This is a genomic window from Mucilaginibacter sp. (genome assembly GCF_039207105.1).
In the GTDB taxonomy this organism is placed as follows: domain Bacteria; phylum Bacteroidota; class Bacteroidia; order Sphingobacteriales; family Sphingobacteriaceae; genus Mucilaginibacter.
In genome coordinates, this window is record NZ_JBCECK010000009.1 from 10,708 (window position 1) to 31,719 (window position 21,012).

Genomic DNA, 21,012 nt, shown 5'->3' on the forward strand with positions numbered 1-21,012 from the left:
ATTGGTTTTACTTAAAATCCGTAGCGTAAGCCTAACTGAAACTGATACGGGTTGCCCGAGGGCGTAACCACACCTGTGTTAGGGTTAACGCTATAGTTATAAACGCGGTTGGCCGCGTTAAAACTGGCTATTGAATAAATGCTTTGGCTGCCAAGCGTATTAATAACGCCTTTGTTTTTATTTAACAGGTTGGCTACGTTAAACAAATCGCCAGAAAACTCGATGTATTGTTTTTTGGTGAACGTTATAAAACGTTTGGCTATACGGATGTCCCATTGGCCGTAAAAACCATTTACACCACCGTTTCTTTCGGCTACCTTACCTATACTTTTCTTTACATAATCCTTTAAGCTTTTGCTCGCCAGCGGATTATCTAATATAGCCTGAATGCCTTTGCGGGTAGCTTCCGGAACATTAGGATCGGTAGGGTTAAAGATGTAGGCCAGATCATTTGAAGCCACAAAATCGCCGTTCACGTTACCGGCAACAACCAACGAATACCTGGTACCGCCAATACCCGAGTACCTTACACCAACGCTAACACCATAAAAAGATGGCAGGGTTCCGTAAATCACAATTTTGTTTCTGAATTGGTTATCAGAGTAGCTCATCTTGCTCAGATCACGCGGGTCATCCTTAACCGGTAACGCTAAAGTAGCGGTGTTGGCCACGTTACCGTTATATGAGGTATTATCCTTAGTATCGTTATAAGTGTAGCTGAAAGATACCTCGCCATCTTTAAAATAACGGTAAGTACCATCAAATACAAAGGCGTACTGATTTATCTTACCGTCGCTGTTAAGGGCAAGCACACGGCCTACACGATTGGTTTTACGACCTTTTGTCCAGTCGGCAGCGCCATTAGCAGTGTTAATAGTATTGGCAGGTACATATACACCACGGTTATCCTCATTGGTTAACCTGAAATAAGGATCATCAACCATGTTGGCATCGGTATACATGTAGTTGTTGCGGGCAAAGCTGAAGTAAGCCGTAACACCAAGCCTTAAATGGTCATTAATAAAACGATTGTATGAGAAGTTACCTTTATAAACCACCGGAATCCTTACATTTTCACGGTTAAGATTAATGGTTGATAAACGATCTACACCCGGAATATTGAACAATTCGGTACCTGGTGTTTTAGATGGATCTTTACGGTAAAGCGGGAAATTTGGTGTTGGCACCAGGCCCGGACCGGTAGATGGGTTGGTAATATCAACAGAGGTTAATTTTGTTCCGTCAAACACCATATTATTGATCATGGTATAGTTCAGGATATCTGACCCAAAGATACCACCGCCAAAACGGATGATGTCTTTTTGCCTTTCGCCAATATCCCAGGTAAACTGTACCCTTGGCTGAATCTGGAAAGTATTCAGGGAATGATCAGTGCGCAGTTTCAGATCTTCAAATACGATCTGGTTAAAGTTGGGCTTATCCATATAATTGGTATAATCGGCCCTGATGCCTGCCATCATTTCAAAACCTTCGGCCAGCTTGGTTTGCATTTGCGCGTATAAACCAGAGTTGGTGAAGTTTTGCCTAACGCTCGGATCATCAACCAGCGGAATTTCGCGCGCGTAACGGTATGGGGTAAGGTTGTTAAAGTTGTCCATACCCGTAAAATAGAAACGGCCGTTAAGCTCACTACCGTACCTTGATTTCATGTGGGTGTACATCAGATCTGTTCCGAAGGTGAAATTGATCTTATCGGTATTGAAATACAAGTTATCCGTTAACTGCGATACGTTGCTGAAAAAGTATTCAGGCGCGTAACGCTGACCACCCAATTGTATAGATGTAAACACGGTTTTACCACCCACCGTTGATTGGATCCTGTCAACAATGGCACGCGGTATGGTAGCCGTTCCGGAAGGAAGCTGGCTGCCCGAGATGCTTTCAACCGAAGCTGATAATTGCTGTGCCTTTAACTCGTTAGTTAAGCGTGGCGACAAGGTTGAGCGTAATGTTGCCAGCGTGCTGTTACTTTTGTTACGGCTGGTACCGTATACCTCATAAAGGCTGATAGCAGTATTATCGCCAATATTTTGGTTGTTCAGATCATAAATATAATTGTTGCTTACGGTTAACAGGTTTTTGCTGTTCAACTGCACATCAACCCGGGCATAAAGCGCGGTGGTGTTTTCCTTTTTATCAAACGAACCTATCTGAGGCGAGTTGGCAACGCCATATTTACTGCGGGCAATATTCAGGTAGGTATCCAGCGTGCTTTGGGTAGTGTTATAGCGTACCTCATCGGTAGGGCCCTGTATGTCGGCAATCTGCAATGGGCGCGCGTCGCGCTGGTGATCATAAGCTACAAAGAAATGGGCTTTATCTTTAATAATTGGCCCGCCTAAAGAGAAACCATACTGATAGGTAGAAAACGGCACATTACGTTTGTTACCGCGGGTATCATACGGTGATGATAACCAATTGGCACGTACAAAGGTAAAGGCGCTACCGGTTAACGTATTGGTTCCGGATTTGGTAGCAGTATTAATGGTACCGCCGCCGCTGCGGCCATAGGTAACATCGTACTGGTTAGTTACTACTTTAAATTCCCGTACCGCCTCAATAGAGATGGAGTAAGGTGAACCGGTACCTGCAGTACCGCCAAAGGTGGCGTTTTTAGCCGTCATACCGTCAATAGTAAAGTTGGTTGAGGTACCCAGTTGGCCTGATATACTGCCACCGCGGCTTAATGGCGAAAGGTCTATCAGTGAGGTAAAGTTACGGCCGTTAACCGGCAGTTTGCTGATGTTTTTAGCGTTTACCGCTGTCGACGAACCCAGGTTAGGTATATTATTTTGCATGCTTGCTCCCCTCACTTCAACTACGTTTAGTGTTTTGGTACTTGCCTGCATCTGGATATCCAGCCTGAGTACATCGCTCAGGTTAAGGGTGTATCCGCTGCGTTTTTGAGCGCCGAAACCCATAGAGGTTACGTTAATAGTGTAAGGCCCGCCTAATGGTAACTGATTAAAAGTGTACTCGCCTTTAGGGTTGGTGGTTGTGGTGGTGGTGAATCCAGTTGATTCATTGCGTGCCTGAACCGCGGCACCGCCAATTGCTTTCTTTTCTTCATCAGTAATGGTACCGATGATACCAGCCTGGGATGTTTGCGCATGGACCTCCGTTCGCAGGAAGCCAACTGTTAATAGCAACAGCAGAGTTGCTAATTTTCGTAGGTTTTGTAACATTGTTGTGTGATTAGATTGGCTGCGAAACTATAGCCAACCTGTTAAGGTAATTTCCCCGTTACATTACCAAATCAATAATATTCTGGCTTATTTCCAATCAACTTGTTAACAAAAGTTTGTGGATGTTTAAACAAATCAACCAAACACAAAAAAGCCGCTCAAATCAATGATCTGAACGGCCAGGGGTTTAATCAATAGTTATTACAAAGTAGTTATTATATAGGGGTATTAATTAGCTGCTTTAATTTTCAGCTCTTTGCCGGCAATATCCTCCCAGCGGTAATAATGAAAAGTTTTGTCGTTGCTCATCACCACAAAAATGCCATGTTTAAAAGTGCTGTTCAGCGGGGTGTTGGTTACGTCTGATCCATCACTTTGCTGCGCAGCCACATTGGCAATTTTCATCAGTTTGTGTTCAAACGGATTGGCTTTGGTACCCTCGCGGCTGAAGATCTGGAAACGGTTAGCCCCCTGATCAGATACCAGAATATAGCCGGTTTTATCAGTCAGTTTATAAATGGATATACCTTCATGATCGGCGTTGAAGCCCGTAGTGCCAAATATGGCTAATTCTTTGTCGCCTTTTTCCGGGTCGGCATAGTATTGGCGCACACCAACCTGCTCATCAGAGTAATAAATGTAACCAAGCTCGTTATCTACAGCGATAGATTCAATTTCCTTTTTACCGCTGTATTTGCCAAACTTACGTACCAGGGTAGCTTTCACATTTCCGGTACCATCATCCTCCAGCAAATATTGCCAAATATACCCACCTGTTTGCGGACCACTTTTACGGCCAACCACAGCATACATTTTACCGTTTTTTGAAGTGTAAATAGATATACCCATCAAATCACGGTATTCAAAACCGGTTTCGCCGGTAAATACTTCAATGCCGCCATTATCAACCGGTTTCATATCAGGCACCGAATATATGCGCAGCTTGTGGGTCATACGCTCGGTAGTGATGGCAATATCGGTACGTTTGCCGCCCAGCATCAACCCATAGGCCAAATCCACGTTATTAGGGCGCTTTAAACCGCGTACCACTTTATCTTTTACAATTTTCCCTTGCAGGTCAAACACGTACAAAGCACCTTCACTGTTTTTATCTGTGCCAATGATCAGGCTTTTAGCAGGGTCGGCAGGGTTTATCCAAATGGCCGGATCATCGGTATCAAACAATACGGGCTCGGTTACAACAACCGGTTTAATGGCAGGCGCGGCGCTGCCCGGTATGATAGTCCCTTTGCTGTCGCGCACCTGGCTTTGACCGCAGGCGGAATTAAGCAAAATAATGCCTGCTGATATTAAGAAATAGCTATTAAGTTTATTCATTAAAAATTGATGATAAAAAGCAGCCCGGCTGTACAGCCGGGCTGCAAAAAATGTAACGTTAAATTATTTGGTACCGAAAGCTCCTATATAGTTAGCCGGATCTGGCGAGGTATAGGTTACACCCACACCGGCAATAGTTATACCCGCCGCATGGTGCCTGGTAAAATCGGTTCTGCCGTGGCCAAGTGCCGGTGAACCACTTTGCAGGTGAAAATCCCAGGCGGTATTATAATCGGCATTCAATACCGGGGTTGATTCAGGATAGTTCACAAACTTAGGATCATTATCACCTGCTTTTTTGCTGATGATCTCGTTTACACCACCAACAATATCCTTTGAAGGTTGAAACTGATCAACAGTAAGCTGATCATAACCATAGTACAGGTTATTGCTGACAACAGTACGTTTATCCTCCGGAGATTTAGTATCCCTTTTGATACCGAAACGGGTATTGGCAAACAGGTTGTTGTAGATCTCGGCATGCACGTTGTTCTCTACCCATACAGAACCACCTTTGGCCGATGGCCTGCGCCAGCCGGTATTTACCATCGTATTGTTATAAGCGATGATGTGTGCCTGCGGGTTACGGTCGCCGGAGTTTGATAGTTTAAAGGCATTGGTATTGGCACTGTAAACAATATTAAAACCCAGATCGGCTAAACAGCCCGATTTAAAGTTCATAGCCTCGCCGCCGGTTACACCGGTAGTATAGAATACGTTGTTGGCAAAAATGATCTGGCCGCCTTCTATGTAAGTACAATCTTCCTGAAAGTTCCTTACGATGGAGTTAACCACAATCAGTTTACCGTTTATGTTTGAGAACCACAGGGCAGGCAGATTTTCGCCGGCAACAGCTTTGTATAAACCTTGCTTTACCGAGGTTGAAGCATCTGATGTGGTGTTACCCCCGTACTCTAAAATGGTATGGTCAAGCACCAGTTCTGCACAGGTTGGTGCTGCCAGTATACCGCCCCACATTTTACCAAACTTTTTGGCAGGGGTTTTATAGGCATCATTCACCGTGAATTTTACCGGATTTTCTGCGGTGCCCATCGAGTACAGGTTACCTTTTACTATGATCTCAGGTTTGGCGGTGGTATCCATCAATACGGTTACTCCCTCTTCAATGGTAAGCGATTTACCGGCAGGTATGGTAATATCGCCTTTGATCATTTGTATACTGCCTTTGGCCCATACGCCTGATACCTCACCGCTTGCCGAACCGTTGCCCGAGCTGGTATCTACATCCAAATTGGCTTTTCTGCAACCGGTAAAGGCTATAGCCGATAACAACAGTGCCGCGAATATTGGTTTTAAGTTCATCATATTTTCAATTAATAATGATTAATAATTTTTTTAAAGTTTGTAGCGTACACCTATCAGGTACGTTTGTTTGTAATAATCGCTACGTATCAGGGTATGTCCGTTTGATTCAATATCATCATCCTTAAGCGCCGCGTTGGTTGGGTTGGTACCTTTAATAAACAGTTTGCTCGGGGTGTTTAACAGGTTACCGCCTTTAATAAATATGCTCAGGCCATTTTTAAATCTTTTTTCGGCTGATGCATCCATCTGGATAAAGCCCTGCTGCCACAGATCGTTGTTCAGGAACTGTGATACCGTATTGATACGCGGACCGGTGTAAGCACCGGCAATTTGAGCGTCCCAACCTTTTTTAGTGTCTTTATATAAGAACGATATATTAGCGATATGCTCTGACTGGCCATACAGCGGACGGCTCTGATTTACCGATATTTTACGGGTATCACCATTAGGATCGGTTACGTAAGTATCCTTAGGTGTGGTAATGCGCGAATGGGTATAAGTATAGTTAGCCTTTACACCAAACTTGTTGAAAAACTTAATGAAATCAATCTCTGCGCCGTAGTTATGGGCTGTACCAAAGTTGCCCGGGGTATAGTAAGTATCCTGACCACGAACGGCATCGGCCTGGAAAGTATATTCAATAGGGTCTTTGATATTTTTATAAAATGCACCGGCTAATAATTGCATGCTGGCATCCGGGAACAGTTCATAACGCAGGTCATAGTTATCGGCAATGGCACGTTTCAGGTCTGGATTACCGCGTTCCTGATATTCCTCTTCAACTACTTTGCTGGGTACTATTTCATAAAAACCAGGACGGTTAAGCGACCTGAAATAAGAGGCGTGTAACTGTTCTTTGTCTGTTAAATAGTATTTTAAGGTTAAGCTTGGCAATACATCAGTATACACCTGGTTACCTTTCGGGCGCGATTCGCCCTGCGGAAACAACATATTGTATCCCTGATCCGTGTGTTCAACACGGGCACCACCCACAACCTGCAGGTCGGCGGCTTTGAACTTAAACATACCGTAACCTGCAGTTGTTTTTTCAGAAGCATCATACGTTAACGGATTATTTACCGCACCACCCGGGTTAGTTACTGTGAACTGCAGGTCGCTATAGTTCTGGAAATCGGTACCGTAAACCGCGTTAGGGTTAACCGGTGTTAATGAATAGTTGTTGTAAAAACTGCTGCGTTGTTTATCGCGGTATAAACCACCGGCCGAGAAATCAACATTTACACCGGCAACTGGCGCGGTATAGGTCAGGTCCAGGTAACCTGCTTTATCTTCATCAGTATTACGCTCCCAGCGGTGGTTAACCGGGGTACCATTGCTGAGCAGGGTACGCCTGTCGACAAAATTTTCACGCACACCGTTTACGTCAATGGTGGTATTATCAGGCTGTTCATTCTCTGCCGATGAATACACCGCCGACCATTGAATCTTCAGTTTATCATTAAACACTTTATGATCACCGCGAAGCATGCCGCTGTAAATTTGCTGCTCGGTAAAGCGGCTGCGGGTTGAATAGCCTAACTGAGCATTACCCTTAACCGGATCATAATCTGTAGAGAAATTGGTTGACAGCTCATCACGTACCTGGATATTTTGCAGGTTTACGTAGGTGTTGAACAGGCTCAATTTGTTACGGCTATCTATCACGTAATCAACTTTAGAGAATAAACCATAACGTTTTTGCTGTTCAGAATATTCCCTGTCGTTTCTGCTGGTAATAGCAGCATACTGTGCTGTTGGCACAACCTTGCTGTCATAAAAAATACTGTTGCTGCCGCGATAGGTATTTTGGTAACTACCGGCTACTAATACACCCAGTTTACTATCAAAAAAGCGCTGACCTAATGAAAGGCTACCTACCACATTAGGCGCAGGTTTTTTCAATGAATAGTTAAATGTTCCTTTCGGGAAATCGGCCTGGGTAGCCTGGTAGGCCTTACCGTTTATTTCAGATGGAGAGCGATGGTTAATGCTGCCATAATCATAGCTCATAAATTTACGATCGAAAAACAGCTGGCTGTAACCGGTGGCTATATTGGCATTCACCTCAAAACGATCAGGCGCATCCTTCATCACCATGTTAACTACGCCGCCCACGGCATCACCTTCCATGTTTGGGGTAAGCGTTTTATAAACTTCCAGGCGTGCTAACAGGTCTGACGGAAAAATATCCAGCGGTACGTAGCGATATTTGTTATCGGGGCTTGGGATCTTTACACCGTTAACCAACGTGTAGTTATAGCGTTTATCCATACCACGTAAAATGGCATACTGGCCATCGCCATTGCTATTACGCTCAACCGATACGCCAGATACACGGGCAATCACGTTGGCCACGGTAAGGTCGGGCGATATTTCAATAGCTTTACCTGATACCGCGTTCAGCACCTGAACAGATTGCTGCTCCAAACGCCTTGCGGTAGTTTCGGTCGAGGCATTCTTTTTGGTAGATATGGTTACCTCCTGAAGTTGCTTGCCTCCTTCTTCCAGATAAATTTTAAGTTTGGGGCTATCTCCTTTTTCAATATCCAGTTCCTGAACATCGGTTTTGTACATGATATACGAAACTTTCAGGGTGAAGTGTCCCTTTGGAACATCTTTCAGTTCAAAAGAACCATCTAAACCGGTTGTGGTTGCTTTGCCGGTTTTGTCGAGGCTAACGGTGGCTCCAACCATAGGCTCACCCGTTTTGCGATCATAAACATTTCCCTTTAGCTTTGTAGCGTTAGCTGCGGTAACGCACAACAGCAGGAATAATAAGGTTTGTAAATATTTACTCATTTTGTAAACGATTAATTCAATTGTGATTGATTTTTTTGACGCCGCAAAAGTGTTAAACAACTGACACCGGCAGATACATTTGACCGTTACAAAAAGGAAACAGCGTTACAAGCAGCATATATACAACAGCAACACAAAATTATAAATATCTGATTATCAATTAAATTACTATTTTAAAAACCTCCATTATCATTACTTTACCGTTACATTAAGCCAATGTTAAGTAAGTTTTGATGGTGAGTTGGGAGGTTAGTTTGTTACGTAATTGTCAGAGCCACGATTTTTAGGATTAATGGATTATCGCGATTTATTTATGAGCAGAAAGTAAAAATCCTGAAATCCAATGAATCTGTTTAATCCTGGTTCAGATAAAAGGAGGTGAATATATTGTTCGCGATTGCTTCGTACCTCGCAATGACAATTCCTATTTAACATAATGGGCACCACTCACCACTCACCACTCACCACTCACCACTCACCACTCACTTACAACGCCTGAATAAAAGTAGACAGGTTATCGCCCTGCTCGAGGTTGAGCTTTTTGCGGAGGCGGTAGCGGGCAACGCGAAGACTATCGTTGGATATTCCTAACAAACCGGCAATATCTTTGGAGTCCATATTAACTTTGAGCAGGGCTATCAGGCGGATATCGGCAGAGGTTAGCTCACTGCTGTGCTGCTTTAATTTATCTAAAAAGCTTTGGTGTACTTGTTCAAAAGCTGCGGTAAACTCTTTCCAGTGCTGCTCGTGGTTAAAGCTTTGATTTATTTGCTGTATAATTTGCTGCATTTGCTTTTTCTGGTCGCGCTTATCATCCTTCACCATATCCTGCAGGGTATTCCGCATGCTTTCCAGCAGTTGGTTATTTTTGATCAGATTAAGCGTATGGGCTGATAGTTCCTGGCCTTTAATATCCAGCTGCTGTTTCAGGCTCTCTTCCTGCAGCTGTTTATTTTTTAGATCGAGCTCCATTACCGCGCGCTGGGCCTCAAATATTGATTTATCCTGCTCGGCCAAAACACGTGCGTCTCGCATTTTAAGGCGTTGCCGGCTAAAGGTTACCCAACCAATGCCAATGATCAATAAAACAATAGTTATGCCCGCTATGGTTACTATCTGGTTGGTTTTACGGATATTATTAAGACGGGTTATTTCATCGCTTTTTTTATCCATATCATACAGCACCTGCAAAAAGGCTGATTGGTTCAGGCTTTCCTGCGAGTATATCTCTAACGAATATTTACGGCTCAGCTCCAGATAATGATAGGCACTATCCAAACGGTTCATTAACTGAAACCCCTTGCCCAGATCGCGGCACGATGCAGCCAGCTGGTACAGGTTATTGTTTCTTAACGACAACGCGTAAGCCAGGCGCGATTGCTGAATGCCCTCCTGGTATTTGCCCGTTTTACGTAAAATATCGCCGATGTTATTGATCACCTCAATACTGGCCACCTCATCATGATGCTGCCGGTAAATTTCAAGTGATTGTTTAAAACAGGTATATGACGAATCGTAGTTGGCCAGATCCTCATGGATGCTGCCCAGGTTTTCATATATCTTGGCCTGGCCATAGTTATCGCCCACTTGCTTATAGGTGCTTAAAGCCAGTCGTTGGTAGTAAAAGGAACTATCATAGCGGTGATGTTTCTCATACAGGTGCCCTATAGCGCCAAATATTTCGGCCTGCCCGTGCCTGTTATTGGTTGCTTTATATAGTGAAAGAGCTTTTTTATATAACTGGAATGATTTATCCGACCGCTTATTGTAGTAATACAGTATGCCCATTTTACCCATATTTTCGGCCAGCAGATCTTTATTGCCATCGCTGCCAAATACCTTATCGGCATGTAAATAAAACTCCAGGGCCTGTGCATAGTGCCCCTGGTTAAAACAGATTTGGCCCATTTGCTGCAAGTAGATACCGGCTGTTTGGTTATCATTATCCTGAACAGCCTTGGCATGCAGTTTTTTTAATAGTATCAGCGCAGAATCCGGGTGCTGCTGCCCTAACAATTGCAATTGCTCAAACTGTTTCTTAGCTGTTGCCTGAGCCTTTGCGGATGTACTGATAATAAGGAGTAAAAAGGAAAATAAAAGCACCAATGAGCGGGCAGGCCTGACAAGGAAATGATTCATATAAAAAAATCTGAACAGATAATGATCATTATCAAGCAAATATAATTGTTTTAAACACTGATGTACCAATAGCTAAAAGCATAAAAATAGCACACAAAGGAAACATTTTAATATGATATTAATGTTAATTACCTCAGCGCGAGTAAAAATGAGAAAAAGCACAAAAAGCCAGGCAATGTTGCCTGGCTTTTTGTGCTTATGAATAATTTATTAGGCTTTTGCGGCAACATCATCATGATCTGTACCGGTAACGGTATCATACCAGTTTTCAATGTCCTTTTCAAAAGCGGCTGTTTTTTCGCGGAACCGCTTCAGGGTATCGTTACCTAAAGGCAGGTGTACCGGAGGATTTTCAGCATTACCCAGTTTTACAAAGGCAAGGGCCAGCTTTTCCGGGTCACCGGGTTGTTGGTAGTTTGCCTTAGATGCAAAGCTGCGCATAGCACCCACTGTTTCTGCATAATCATCTATGATCTGCGCGCTGCTGATCAATGACGATTCGTCAAGAAAATTGGTACGGAAAAAGCCCGGAGCAACTACGGTAGCATGAACACCTAATGGGGCCAATTCTGTTGCCAGTGCCTCGGTGATACCCTCAATGGCAAATTTAGTTGATCCGTAAAGTCCCCAACCTGCATAACCGCCTAAACCACCAACTGATGATATATTGATCACGTGGCCTGAGCGTTGTTTACGCATAAAGGGCAATATCGCCCTGATCACGTTCAGTGTACCAAACACATTCACTTCATAATTGCGTTTAACTTCCTGGTCGGTAGCTTCTTCAATACCTGATAATAAGCCGTAACCTGCGTTATTAACCAATACATCAATACGGCCGAAATGATCAATGGCTTGCTGGGTGGCTGCAATTACCTGTTCCTGGTTAGTTACATCCATTGTAACTACATATAAATCCTGGTTATTATTGAATTGTGCTGCCAGTTCATTTGCTTTGCTACGAACTGTTGCTACTACCCTATCGCCTGATGCTAATACTGCTTTGGTGATATCTAAACCGAAGCCTCTGGAAGCGCCGGTAATAAACCATGTTTTTTGAGTTTTCATGTTATTATTGCTTTTGTTTTTATTTGATAGTTCAAATTTCGGTACAAAACAGACCCTACCTTATAGCAATAACACAGGTTATATTATGAATATCAAAGATACAGTAAATACGATAGCATGTATCAATAGTTCCGCCTGAACTCTGCAGGAGTTACGCCGGTATTCTTTTTAAAAAACAGATTAAAATTAGGTTGTTCTGCAAAACCTATACTGTAGCTGATATCCTGCAAACTCCAGTCGGTTTGCACCAGCAGTGCCTTGGCTTCATCAAGCAAGCGGTTGCGGATATGGGTACTGGCGTTTTGGCCGGTATGTTTTTTAAGCAGTGCATTCAGGTAATTAGGGTGTACATCCAAATTGTGGGCAAATTCCTTAGCGGTTTTTATGCGGATGGGCGTACTGTAATTAATGCCCGATGTTTCACGCTCCAATAAATCAAAAAAGTGATGAACATGCCTGTAATCGTCAGTTACCCCGTCGGGTTTGGGGTAACGGGCCACCTTCATGCTTTCAACCATCAGCAATTGTAAGTAAGCCTGCATTGCATCTTCCTTAAATTCACTGTTACCCTGTTCCTCTTCCTGCATTTTTTGAAAATACTGGCATATCTGCGGTACCTCATTCTCCGTTAAACGGATAACACTTTTCGGTTTATCAACAAACAATCCAAACTTATCAATCACCATTTTTAACTGCGGATGACGGTTGATAAATGTTTTTTTGAATAACACGTAATAGCCGCCCGGCTCATCCGAAAGGTTTTTCCAGGAAATGATATCATTGGGATGAATAAATAACAGTGTGGGCTCTTCAATATAATAGGTATTAAGCCCCATTGTAAATACACCCGCTCCTTTTGAAACCAACAGCACCTTATAAAACTCCCGTCTGTTAGGCGATAGATAATTACGACACTCGTGCTGTTCGCGGTTAAACACCCTGATTGTCCAATCCTCAAAATAATCGCGCAATACCGGTATCATATCAGGCAGATCGCGAAGGGTATCAATGGCTTTGCTATCTAAAGTTGTTTTCATGTTATGATCATCAACATTATTAAAACAAAGCTAATTTACCGCATATTAACAAACTTGCGAAGTTTTAAAAACTTCGCAAGTTTTTACCCATAACCAAATATCAATTCTGCATTACGGTGCGTGTAACCACGCTTCTGCGGCCGGCCGGAGTAACCACTATAGTTTTTAACACATACTTTTTATTAGGCGGAAGCGTGAGGATCAAAGGTTCTTTATATTCATGGTCGGCTTCGCCCGGGAAACGGTCATTCAGCGTGTAATAAATTTTTGAACCTGGTACTACCGGCTTCAGCTCAAACCTGAACTTACTGCCAGTGAGTGTGGTATCGGTATAATTAAAGGCAGGTGGCACCCAATAATTATAGCCAGCCCTATCAAATTTTTCCAGATGCCGGGATAAGGCCAAATCAGAAAAACGCTTGTAATCTTTATTTTCAGCCATAGTCCATCCGGTTTCGGCCAGGGCAAGCATCCTGGGTAAAACCATGTAATACAGCTTAGATACCGAAGGGATATGCTCTGTCCACACACAGGCCTCAATGCCTAAAGCATACTTTTTATCGTCTTGGCTAAAGCTTTTATAGTCGGGATTGTAATTATAAGCCTTCCATAGCGGGGCGTTACCACCGTGGCTTGATGGTTCCATATCTGATCGGCTTTGCGCGTAATCAAAATATAAACCGTTGCCACCGGGAGCCAGTATAATGTTCAGCTTTTTCTTAACCTGTTCAAGCGCTCCTTTTTCGCCAAAACGGTTCATAACCGCGGCGGTACTGTTCAGGCTATCGTTCATGATCTCGTCCCAGCCTATCATTTTACGGTGTTTGGATACAATGATCTGGTTTACACGGGAGGTAAAATAGCGTTGCAGATTATGTGTGGTTTTGATGTTGTTTTTTTGCATAAAAGCCTGTACTCCGGCATCCTTTTCCCAGAAACCTTTAAAACATTCATCGCCACCAATGTGGATATACTCATATGGAAAAAGCTGTGCCACCTCGTCAAAAACCTTATCCAGAAACTGGTATACTTTCTCGTCGGTGGGGTTCAGGGTATTATCCTCGTACATTTCAAAGCCTCCGGTAAACCACCGGGCAAAGCTATTGCCCGCGTTTACTTTTGTGTTGGAATTTTTAGTTACCGACAGCTCAGGGTAAGCTGCTAAAGCAGCCATGCAATGCCCCGGCACATCAATCTCAGGAATGATCTGGATATATCTGTCTGCAGCGTACTGTACAATTTCCCTGATATCGGCCTGGGTATAAAAACCACCGTCGGTAGCGGCTTCGCCGGGCTGCGGTGGGGCTATATAGCTGGCATCATCTATTCGCGGAACGCGCCATGAGCCAATCGTGGTCAGTTTAGGGTAGCTTTTAATTTCTATACGCCAGCCCTGATCATCAGTTAAATGCCAATGGAAACGGTTCAGCTTGTATTGAGCCATGAGGTCTAACAGGTTTTTAACCTCGCTCGCCGTAAAAAAATGGCGCGATACATCCAGCATCAGCCCGCGGTAACCAAAACGCGGATGATCGTTTATCGTAACACAAGGTAATACAGCTGTCCCCGCAATGTGATTGGGGAACAACTGTATTAATGTTTGAATACCATAAAATAGCCCTGCCCCTTTTGCAACCAGGGTAATTTTAGCCGGAGAAACTGATAGCTCATAACTTTCGGCAGCCAGCTTTTCGGCTCCCTTATCTGTAATTACCAATACCGACGATGCTTTAACAGCTCCTTTGCCTATAACTGTTTTGTTTTTAAACTTCCAGTTATGCAGCAGGTAATCAGTAAAAAAACTCACCGTTTTACTATCCTGTACATCTGTTTGTATCAGTGTAGCCTGGCTAAAAATAAAATTCCCATTTGCCATGCTCACCAATGCAGGGGCAGGTATTACAGCAATACCCTCCTTTTGCTGCGTGTGGCCCAGCTGTTGCAAGCCGAGCATCAAAATCAACATCAATATAAACCGCATCATTATTCGGGTGTTGCTTTTTATTAGTACGGTGTTTTAAAAACTTTGGCTTTGTAAAACTTGCCGCCGCTTACCGTTCTGGAATATTGGAATATGCCATCGGCTGAGTAAAAATCAACCAAACGGGTACACCACGCCGGGGTTAACACTGGGTTGGCAGGCATCGGCGATTTCTCACTATCAGGCCTGGTTGAAACAGATATGCCCGAATGCTGGATGCTGATAGATTTTACAAACGATTTATTCAACGTTCCGGGCGCGCCGGTAAACTTCAGCGTGGTTTTATCAAATTTGTACACGCCTCCGTTGGTACTGCACCACAAAATGTTAGGATCGTTCGGGTCCGAAGACAAGTCATGGCCGTACACGCTTGCGCCGCCAGCTACCAGGTAACCGCGCTGGGCCACATTTTCGCTGATGGTTGGTGAAGAGGTGCCGCCAACGGTAAGGGCAACAATATGATCGTTACCGATAGCCCTCAGGGTTGATGTATTAGGATCCCAAAGAACAGAATGCGCACCTACCAAATGAAAGGAAGCGTGGGTGATGTTATCTGTAGCAGATGATGACGAACCAAAAACCTTTACCGAATCCTGATCTGTACAGGCCACCGCGATATTTCCGTTAGGCAGCAGCTCTACCGAATGTGGGTGCACGGTTGCACCCACATTATATGCCCATCTTTTAACCCCGGCCGGGTATGACGCGATAGTTACCAAACCACCGCTTGCGCATGATACCAGCCAGTTACCACCCCAGGCGCTTATGGTACGTACCCTGAAATCATTAGGCACATCCCAGTAAGTGAGCGCGTAGCTGCTGTAGCCTTCGGCCGCTGTTGGCTTCCATGACCATTTTAAGGCCGTGGCGCTATCCCAATCGGCAACGGCAGGGTCATATATCTCAATTTTACCGGTAGCCTGGTTAGTTACAGAAACCCAGTCATCAGCCACTGCAACTGATTCAGTTTTAGCCTTGCCAGCCAGTAAATTATTATCCTTACTCTTGGCCATTTTATTATCCTTAGTACAGGCCCCAAGTAATATTGCTGTACAAAGAAACAAGATCGTTTTTTTCATGACATTTAAGGTTTAGGTTGAATTAATAACCTGGATTTTGAGGTAATAAATTCGGATCTTTTACAATTTCGGCTTCCGGGATAGGGAAAATATTGTGAGTGGCTTTCACATTGGCAGCTCCTTTCGGGTTATCGGCACTTACAGATTGTACAGCCTGTACCAGCGTTCCCCAGCGGGCCAAATCCCACTTGCGCTGAAACTCGCCTACAAACTCTATGGCACGCTCCCTCATGAGCAAAGTACGTACATCAGCCTGTGATAAACCTGACAATGGAGCAAGGCCGCCATGCTCTGATCTTACCTTGTTGATCCAGGTCAGGGCGTCGCTTGGTTTAGCCTGCTCGTTCAAGGCCTCGGCCATGATGAGCAATACGTCGGCATAGCGCATAAAATACATGTCTTTACCGCTGCTTCGATCATTAGCCTGCAAGTCCCAAAATTTGGCTCCAAACCAGGGACGGTTAGGTTTCAGGAAACGGGTAAAATTTTGTTTGTTATAAGATGTAGCCAGGGTAATATCTTTCCGTTTGTCGCCATTTTCAAACATGTTAACAAATACCGCCGAAGGATAAAAGTTTTCATACCCCCTGTATACTGTTGAACCGAAATCAACACCGGCATAAGTTTTATTATTGGCATCCTTTAGCGGGAAAAACCAGGTATAATAATAGTTTACCTTAATGTTGGTATTGGTTGAGTTATCCCGTTTAAACTGTATCTCAAATATAGATTCCTTGTTGTTCGGGAATTTATCGTTGATATCAAACAGGTCTGCATAGTTTACCAACTGATATTGCCCGCCATCAATCACCATCTGAGCATATTTCTGCGCGTTGGCCCAATCTTTATCAAACAGGTATACTTTAGCTAACAAACCAAGTGCAGCGCCTTTGGTTGCACGGCCCACATCCGATGCCGGATATGATAATGGCAAAGCATCAGCAGCTTCGGTCAGGTCTTTTTTGATCTGCGTGCGAACTTCGGCTAAGGGTGTTCTGGATAATTTGCTTACTACATCAACGTCAAGCTCATCAGTCCACATCGGTATAGCACCAAAAGTATTGGAAAGTATATAATAGTGTAAAGCCCTTAAGTATTTAGCTTCGCCTACTAAGCGGGTTCTTAAAGTAACATCGATATCTGCTTTACCCACACGGTTTATCACCAGGTTGGCGTTATTGATTGCTTTGTAGCATTTAGCCCAAAGCGAGCCGGCGTTACCAGGAGCAGCAGCCGAAAAGGTATATTCGTTATTGGAATCATTGGTAGGTACGTACATCACCAGATCGGTACCTTCTTCAATTGATTTCCAGATGTCTTCCTGGCCAAACAGATCGTTCAGGAAAGAATAAACTCCGTTAACCCCCTGCGTACACTGGGCCGCGGTAGTAAAATACTGGTCGGGAGCAATTACGCTTTTAGGTTTTTCAACCAGGTCTTTGGTGCAGCTTGAAAGTACTGCCGCCAAACACAGGCTTATATATGATAAAATTTTTCGCTTTTTCATGCTTGATAAATAATATTAAAATGAAACATTTATGCCAAGCGCATAAGTGCGCGCATTGGGGTAAACGCCATCGTCCTTAGCCCTTATAGTTGAGCTGGTACCGCCATCTGATTCATCACCCCGTGTTTCAGCTCCTTTGTTTACTTCCGGATCAAAACCATTGTATTTGGTAAACAACAACAGGTTTGTACCGCTAAAGAATACCTCGAACTTTTTGAACGTTTTAGGCATAAATTTAGCCAGGTTATAACTCAGTTGCAGGCTTTTTAAACGTATAAACGAGGCATCATGCAAAAATCTGGAGTTAGGCACATTATCTCTTGAGTTAACTCCCGGAATATCTGAGCTGGTATTAGTTGGTGTCCACCGGTTAGTCATATAAGCAAACTGGTTGGTATACTCTGCGCCACTACCCATAAAAAATTCGATATCATTATACATGGTACTACCCGATGCATATTCAAAAAAGAAATCAAGTGACAGGTTTTTATAGGCTAAAGTATTGCCAAAACCACCAAACAATTTAGGGTTAGGTGTACCCAGGTAATGATAATCATCTACGTTAAGTACACCATCATGGTTAACGTCGCCATAGCGTGGCTTTCCCGGTTTGTAAAACCCTGATGCCGACACCAATGTGCGCTGACCAGCCGGTTTGGCAAGCTCAGCATCAATTTCGGCCTGGTTATGCCATACACCTTTATAATCAACACCGTAATTGGCGCCTATAGGCACACCCACTTCCAGGTAATTGGTATTTGCACCGTAGCCATTATTATCAAGAGATACTTTTACCAGCGGCCCGATATCAAGAATTTTTTGCTGATTGGTTGAAACTGTTAGGGTTGATGTCCATTTAAAATTTCTTGATCTGATAACATCTCCGGAAACTAAAAACTCAAAACCCTGCGATTCCGTTTTGCCTAAATTGATCAATCTGGAGCCAAAACCGGTTTGTGTAGGGATCTGCACATTAAGCAGCAGGTTTTTAGTTTTGGTTTTATAATAATTCGCGTCAACGGATAAACGACCGTTAAACAGTTCAAGATCTGTACCAACATCCATTTGCGAGGAAGTCTCCCAGGTAAGGTCCGGATTAGCTAATAATGACTGTGTATAACCTAACACAGGAGTGCCGCCAAATATATAACCGGTACCAACATTTAAACCGTTAGCCGGAACTGTTGTTACTGTTGAAAGTGCTGCCAGCGACTGGTAATTTTTTATACCCTGGTTACCTGATAATCCGTAACTAAAACGGAAGGCCATGTTATTAATCAGGTTATCGGCCTTAATACTTTTGAAGAACGGTTCTTCGGATACCCGCCATTTGGTTCCGAATGATGGAAAGAAACCCCATTTATGATCAGCAGCAAAGTTTGAGGCGCCATCACTACGGCCGGTCAATGTGAGGTAATACCTGCTTTTATAATCATAATTAATGCGCCCTAAGTACGATAGTCTTGTATTTGCATCCGATCCAGACCTGGTAACCCTGTTTGCCTGCGGCGTAGCATCAAAATAATTATATTTCAGAATATCATCTGTTAAACCCGTTGCCGAAATAGACATGCTGTTGCTTGTTGTGTTCTCATAAGTAAAACCGGCTAGCGCGTTCAAATGATGATCGCCAAAACTTCTGTCGTAAGTAACCGTGTTTTCATTCAGCACATAAACTGATGTTCCTGTTGATGATGATGCGTTAGCGGTTTCAGTTTTGGTAGCGATCTTACTTGGCATATCAGATGGCTGAAAGTAATTTGAGCGGTTGCTGGAAATGCTGGTACCAAAAGATGACCTTACCTTCAACCCTTTAATTACCTGATACTCCAGGAATAAATTACTTTGTAAATTATTTACCGTATTATAGTTTTCTGTTTTTTCGGCAACAACCGGCGGGGTATCTATATCACCACCAGAATACCAGATAGGGTTATATGATTCGTAACTGCCATCAGCTTTGCGCAAAGGCATAGTTGGCGGCAGGGTGATCATAGAACCTACCCAGCCCGAGTTGGCTCCATAATTTACGTTTCCGGTGGTTACCACATAATGACTGGCGTTTAGGGTAAGGCCCATATTCAGCTTATCATTAAAGGTTTTATTGAGGTTTACCCTGCCCTGGTATCTTTTATAACCCGTAGCGTTAATAATACCATCCTGGTCAATAACGTTACCTGAAATAAAATAGGTAAGTCCTTTGGTACCGCCCGAAGTGGATAAATTGTAGCTTTGGTAACCTGCAGGGCGCGTGGTGGCATCCGTCCAATTAGTACCAGCCTCTCCTACTTTGGCTACCGCTGCGTTTACATCGGGATAAACAGGAGCCCGGTTCTCGTCAATCCGTGATTCATTAATAAACTCCGCGAATTGGCGGGCATTCATCAGATCAAGTGTATGCGGAAGTTGCTGAACACCATATATTACGTTAAAATTGGTAGCATCCTTATTGGCCTGTCCTTTTTTGGTGGTAACCAATATTACACCATTAGCCGCCCTTGAACCATAAATAGCCGTTGCGGAAGCATCCTTCAAAATGTCAATAGACTCAATGTCTGATGGATTTATGGTGTTTAAATCAGCCACGCCAATTAAACCGTCAATAACATAAAGCGGCTCGTTACTGGCACTGATGGAACGCGAACCACGGATACGGATGCTTGTTCCTGAACCCGGTGCGCCGTTTGATGATTTTACATCAACACCTGCAGCACGGCCTTGTAGCATCTGGTCAACCCGGGTAACGGGCATATTGTCCAGATCTTTAGCTAAAACGGTTGAAACAGCTCCGGTCAAATCTTTCTTTTGTACGCTGCCATAGCCTACAACTACTACTTCACTTAGCGCCTTCTGCTCTTCTTTTAATGCAATAACCAATAATGAATTTGTTTTACCTAATGCAATCTCCTGGGTAACATAGCCGGTAAATGATACCAGCAGCACATCAGAACTGCTTACACCTTTGATCAGGAAGTTACCATTCAAATCACAGGCAACAACATTTGTACTTCCTTTTATCTTTACGGTAGCCCCGGGTAATGGCTTTCCGTTATCGTCAGTAACCTTACCGGTAATATCGGCAATGGCTTTATTTACATCAGGCTGTGCCAGCTCAATAGCCTTTATAATGATAGTTTTGTTTTCTATAACGTAAGTAAAAGGCTGATCTTTAAAACATAGGTCAAGCACATCCTTCAGCGAAGCGTTATTGACAGTTACGTTTACATTGTGCGCGTTTTTAATAAGGCGGCTGGAGTACACAAAATCATACTCGCTTTGCGCCTGAATGTCTTTAATGATGGATACTAACCTGGCATTGTTTTTTGACAAGGTTATTTTTTGGGCGTACGAAGATGCGCTTACATGCAAAAAAGCGCTTGTAATTAGGATGATTACTAAATTAATCCTCATGACAATTTTACGTTTTAAGGCCGGATCAATGCCGGAAATAAGGTTTCCTATTTCCCGAAAAGCTTTTCGCCCCGATCGCATGATCGGGCGAACAAGTAAGAATTTCATATATTTGTTTAGT

At 43.5% G+C, this 21,012-nt stretch carries 11 protein-coding genes; all 11 read right to left on the reverse strand.

What is annotated here, in order from left to right:
* Window positions 1–11 precede the first annotated feature (11 nt).
* The 11 genes from AAGC65_RS03280 to AAGC65_RS03330 all read right to left on the reverse strand — a co-directional run bounded on the left by AAGC65_RS03280 (window position 12) and on the right by AAGC65_RS03330 (window position 20,999).
* Entirely contained in the window at window positions 12–3,206 is a 3,195-nt protein-coding gene (locus tag AAGC65_RS03280) for a carboxypeptidase regulatory-like domain-containing protein (RefSeq protein ID WP_343110977.1), read from the reverse strand.
* Window positions 3,207–3,434: 228 nt separating this feature from the next.
* Complete coding sequence (locus AAGC65_RS03285; RefSeq protein ID WP_343110978.1) at window positions 3,435–4,544, reverse strand: phytase; 1,110 nt, start codon at window positions 4,542–4,544, stop codon at window positions 3,435–3,437.
* Between the two features lie 63 nt (window positions 4,545–4,607).
* Window positions 4,608–5,870: a right-handed parallel beta-helix repeat-containing protein gene (locus AAGC65_RS03290; protein ID WP_343110979.1), complete on the reverse strand. Its 1,263-nt coding sequence runs from the start codon at window positions 5,868–5,870 to the stop codon at window positions 4,608–4,610.
* 30 nt (window positions 5,871–5,900) lie between these two features.
* Window positions 5,901–8,669 (reverse strand): TonB-dependent receptor domain-containing protein, encoded by a 2,769-nt coding sequence (locus AAGC65_RS03295; protein ID WP_343110980.1) that lies wholly within the window; start codon window positions 8,667–8,669, stop codon window positions 5,901–5,903.
* Window positions 8,670–9,155: 486 nt separating this feature from the next.
* Window positions 9,156–10,808, reverse strand: a complete 1,653-nt coding sequence (locus AAGC65_RS03300; protein WP_343110981.1) for a tetratricopeptide repeat protein — start codon at window positions 10,806–10,808, stop codon at window positions 9,156–9,158.
* 210 nt (window positions 10,809–11,018) lie between these two features.
* Window positions 11,019–11,876 (reverse strand): oxidoreductase, encoded by an 858-nt coding sequence (locus AAGC65_RS03305; RefSeq protein WP_343110982.1) that lies wholly within the window; start codon window positions 11,874–11,876, stop codon window positions 11,019–11,021.
* A 122-nt stretch (window positions 11,877–11,998) separates the two neighbouring features.
* Complete coding sequence (locus AAGC65_RS03310) at window positions 11,999–12,913, reverse strand: helix-turn-helix transcriptional regulator (RefSeq protein ID WP_343110983.1); 915 nt, start codon at window positions 12,911–12,913, stop codon at window positions 11,999–12,001.
* Between the two features lie 100 nt (window positions 12,914–13,013).
* Window positions 13,014–14,897, reverse strand: a complete 1,884-nt coding sequence (locus tag AAGC65_RS03315; protein WP_343110984.1) for a family 20 glycosylhydrolase — start codon at window positions 14,895–14,897, stop codon at window positions 13,014–13,016.
* 20 nt (window positions 14,898–14,917) lie between these two features.
* Window positions 14,918–15,973: a DUF6528 family protein gene (locus AAGC65_RS03320; RefSeq protein WP_343110985.1), complete on the reverse strand. Its 1,056-nt coding sequence runs from the start codon at window positions 15,971–15,973 to the stop codon at window positions 14,918–14,920.
* A gap of 22 nt (window positions 15,974–15,995) precedes the next feature.
* Window positions 15,996–17,480, reverse strand: a complete 1,485-nt coding sequence (locus tag AAGC65_RS03325; RefSeq protein ID WP_343110986.1) for a RagB/SusD family nutrient uptake outer membrane protein — start codon at window positions 17,478–17,480, stop codon at window positions 15,996–15,998.
* 15 nt (window positions 17,481–17,495) lie between these two features.
* The gene (locus AAGC65_RS03330) at window positions 17,496–20,999 is read right to left on the reverse strand and encodes a TonB-dependent receptor (RefSeq protein WP_343110987.1); all 3,504 of its coding nucleotides are present in this window, start codon (window positions 20,997–20,999) and stop codon (window positions 17,496–17,498) included.
* Window positions 21,000–21,012: the final 13 nt, after the last annotated feature.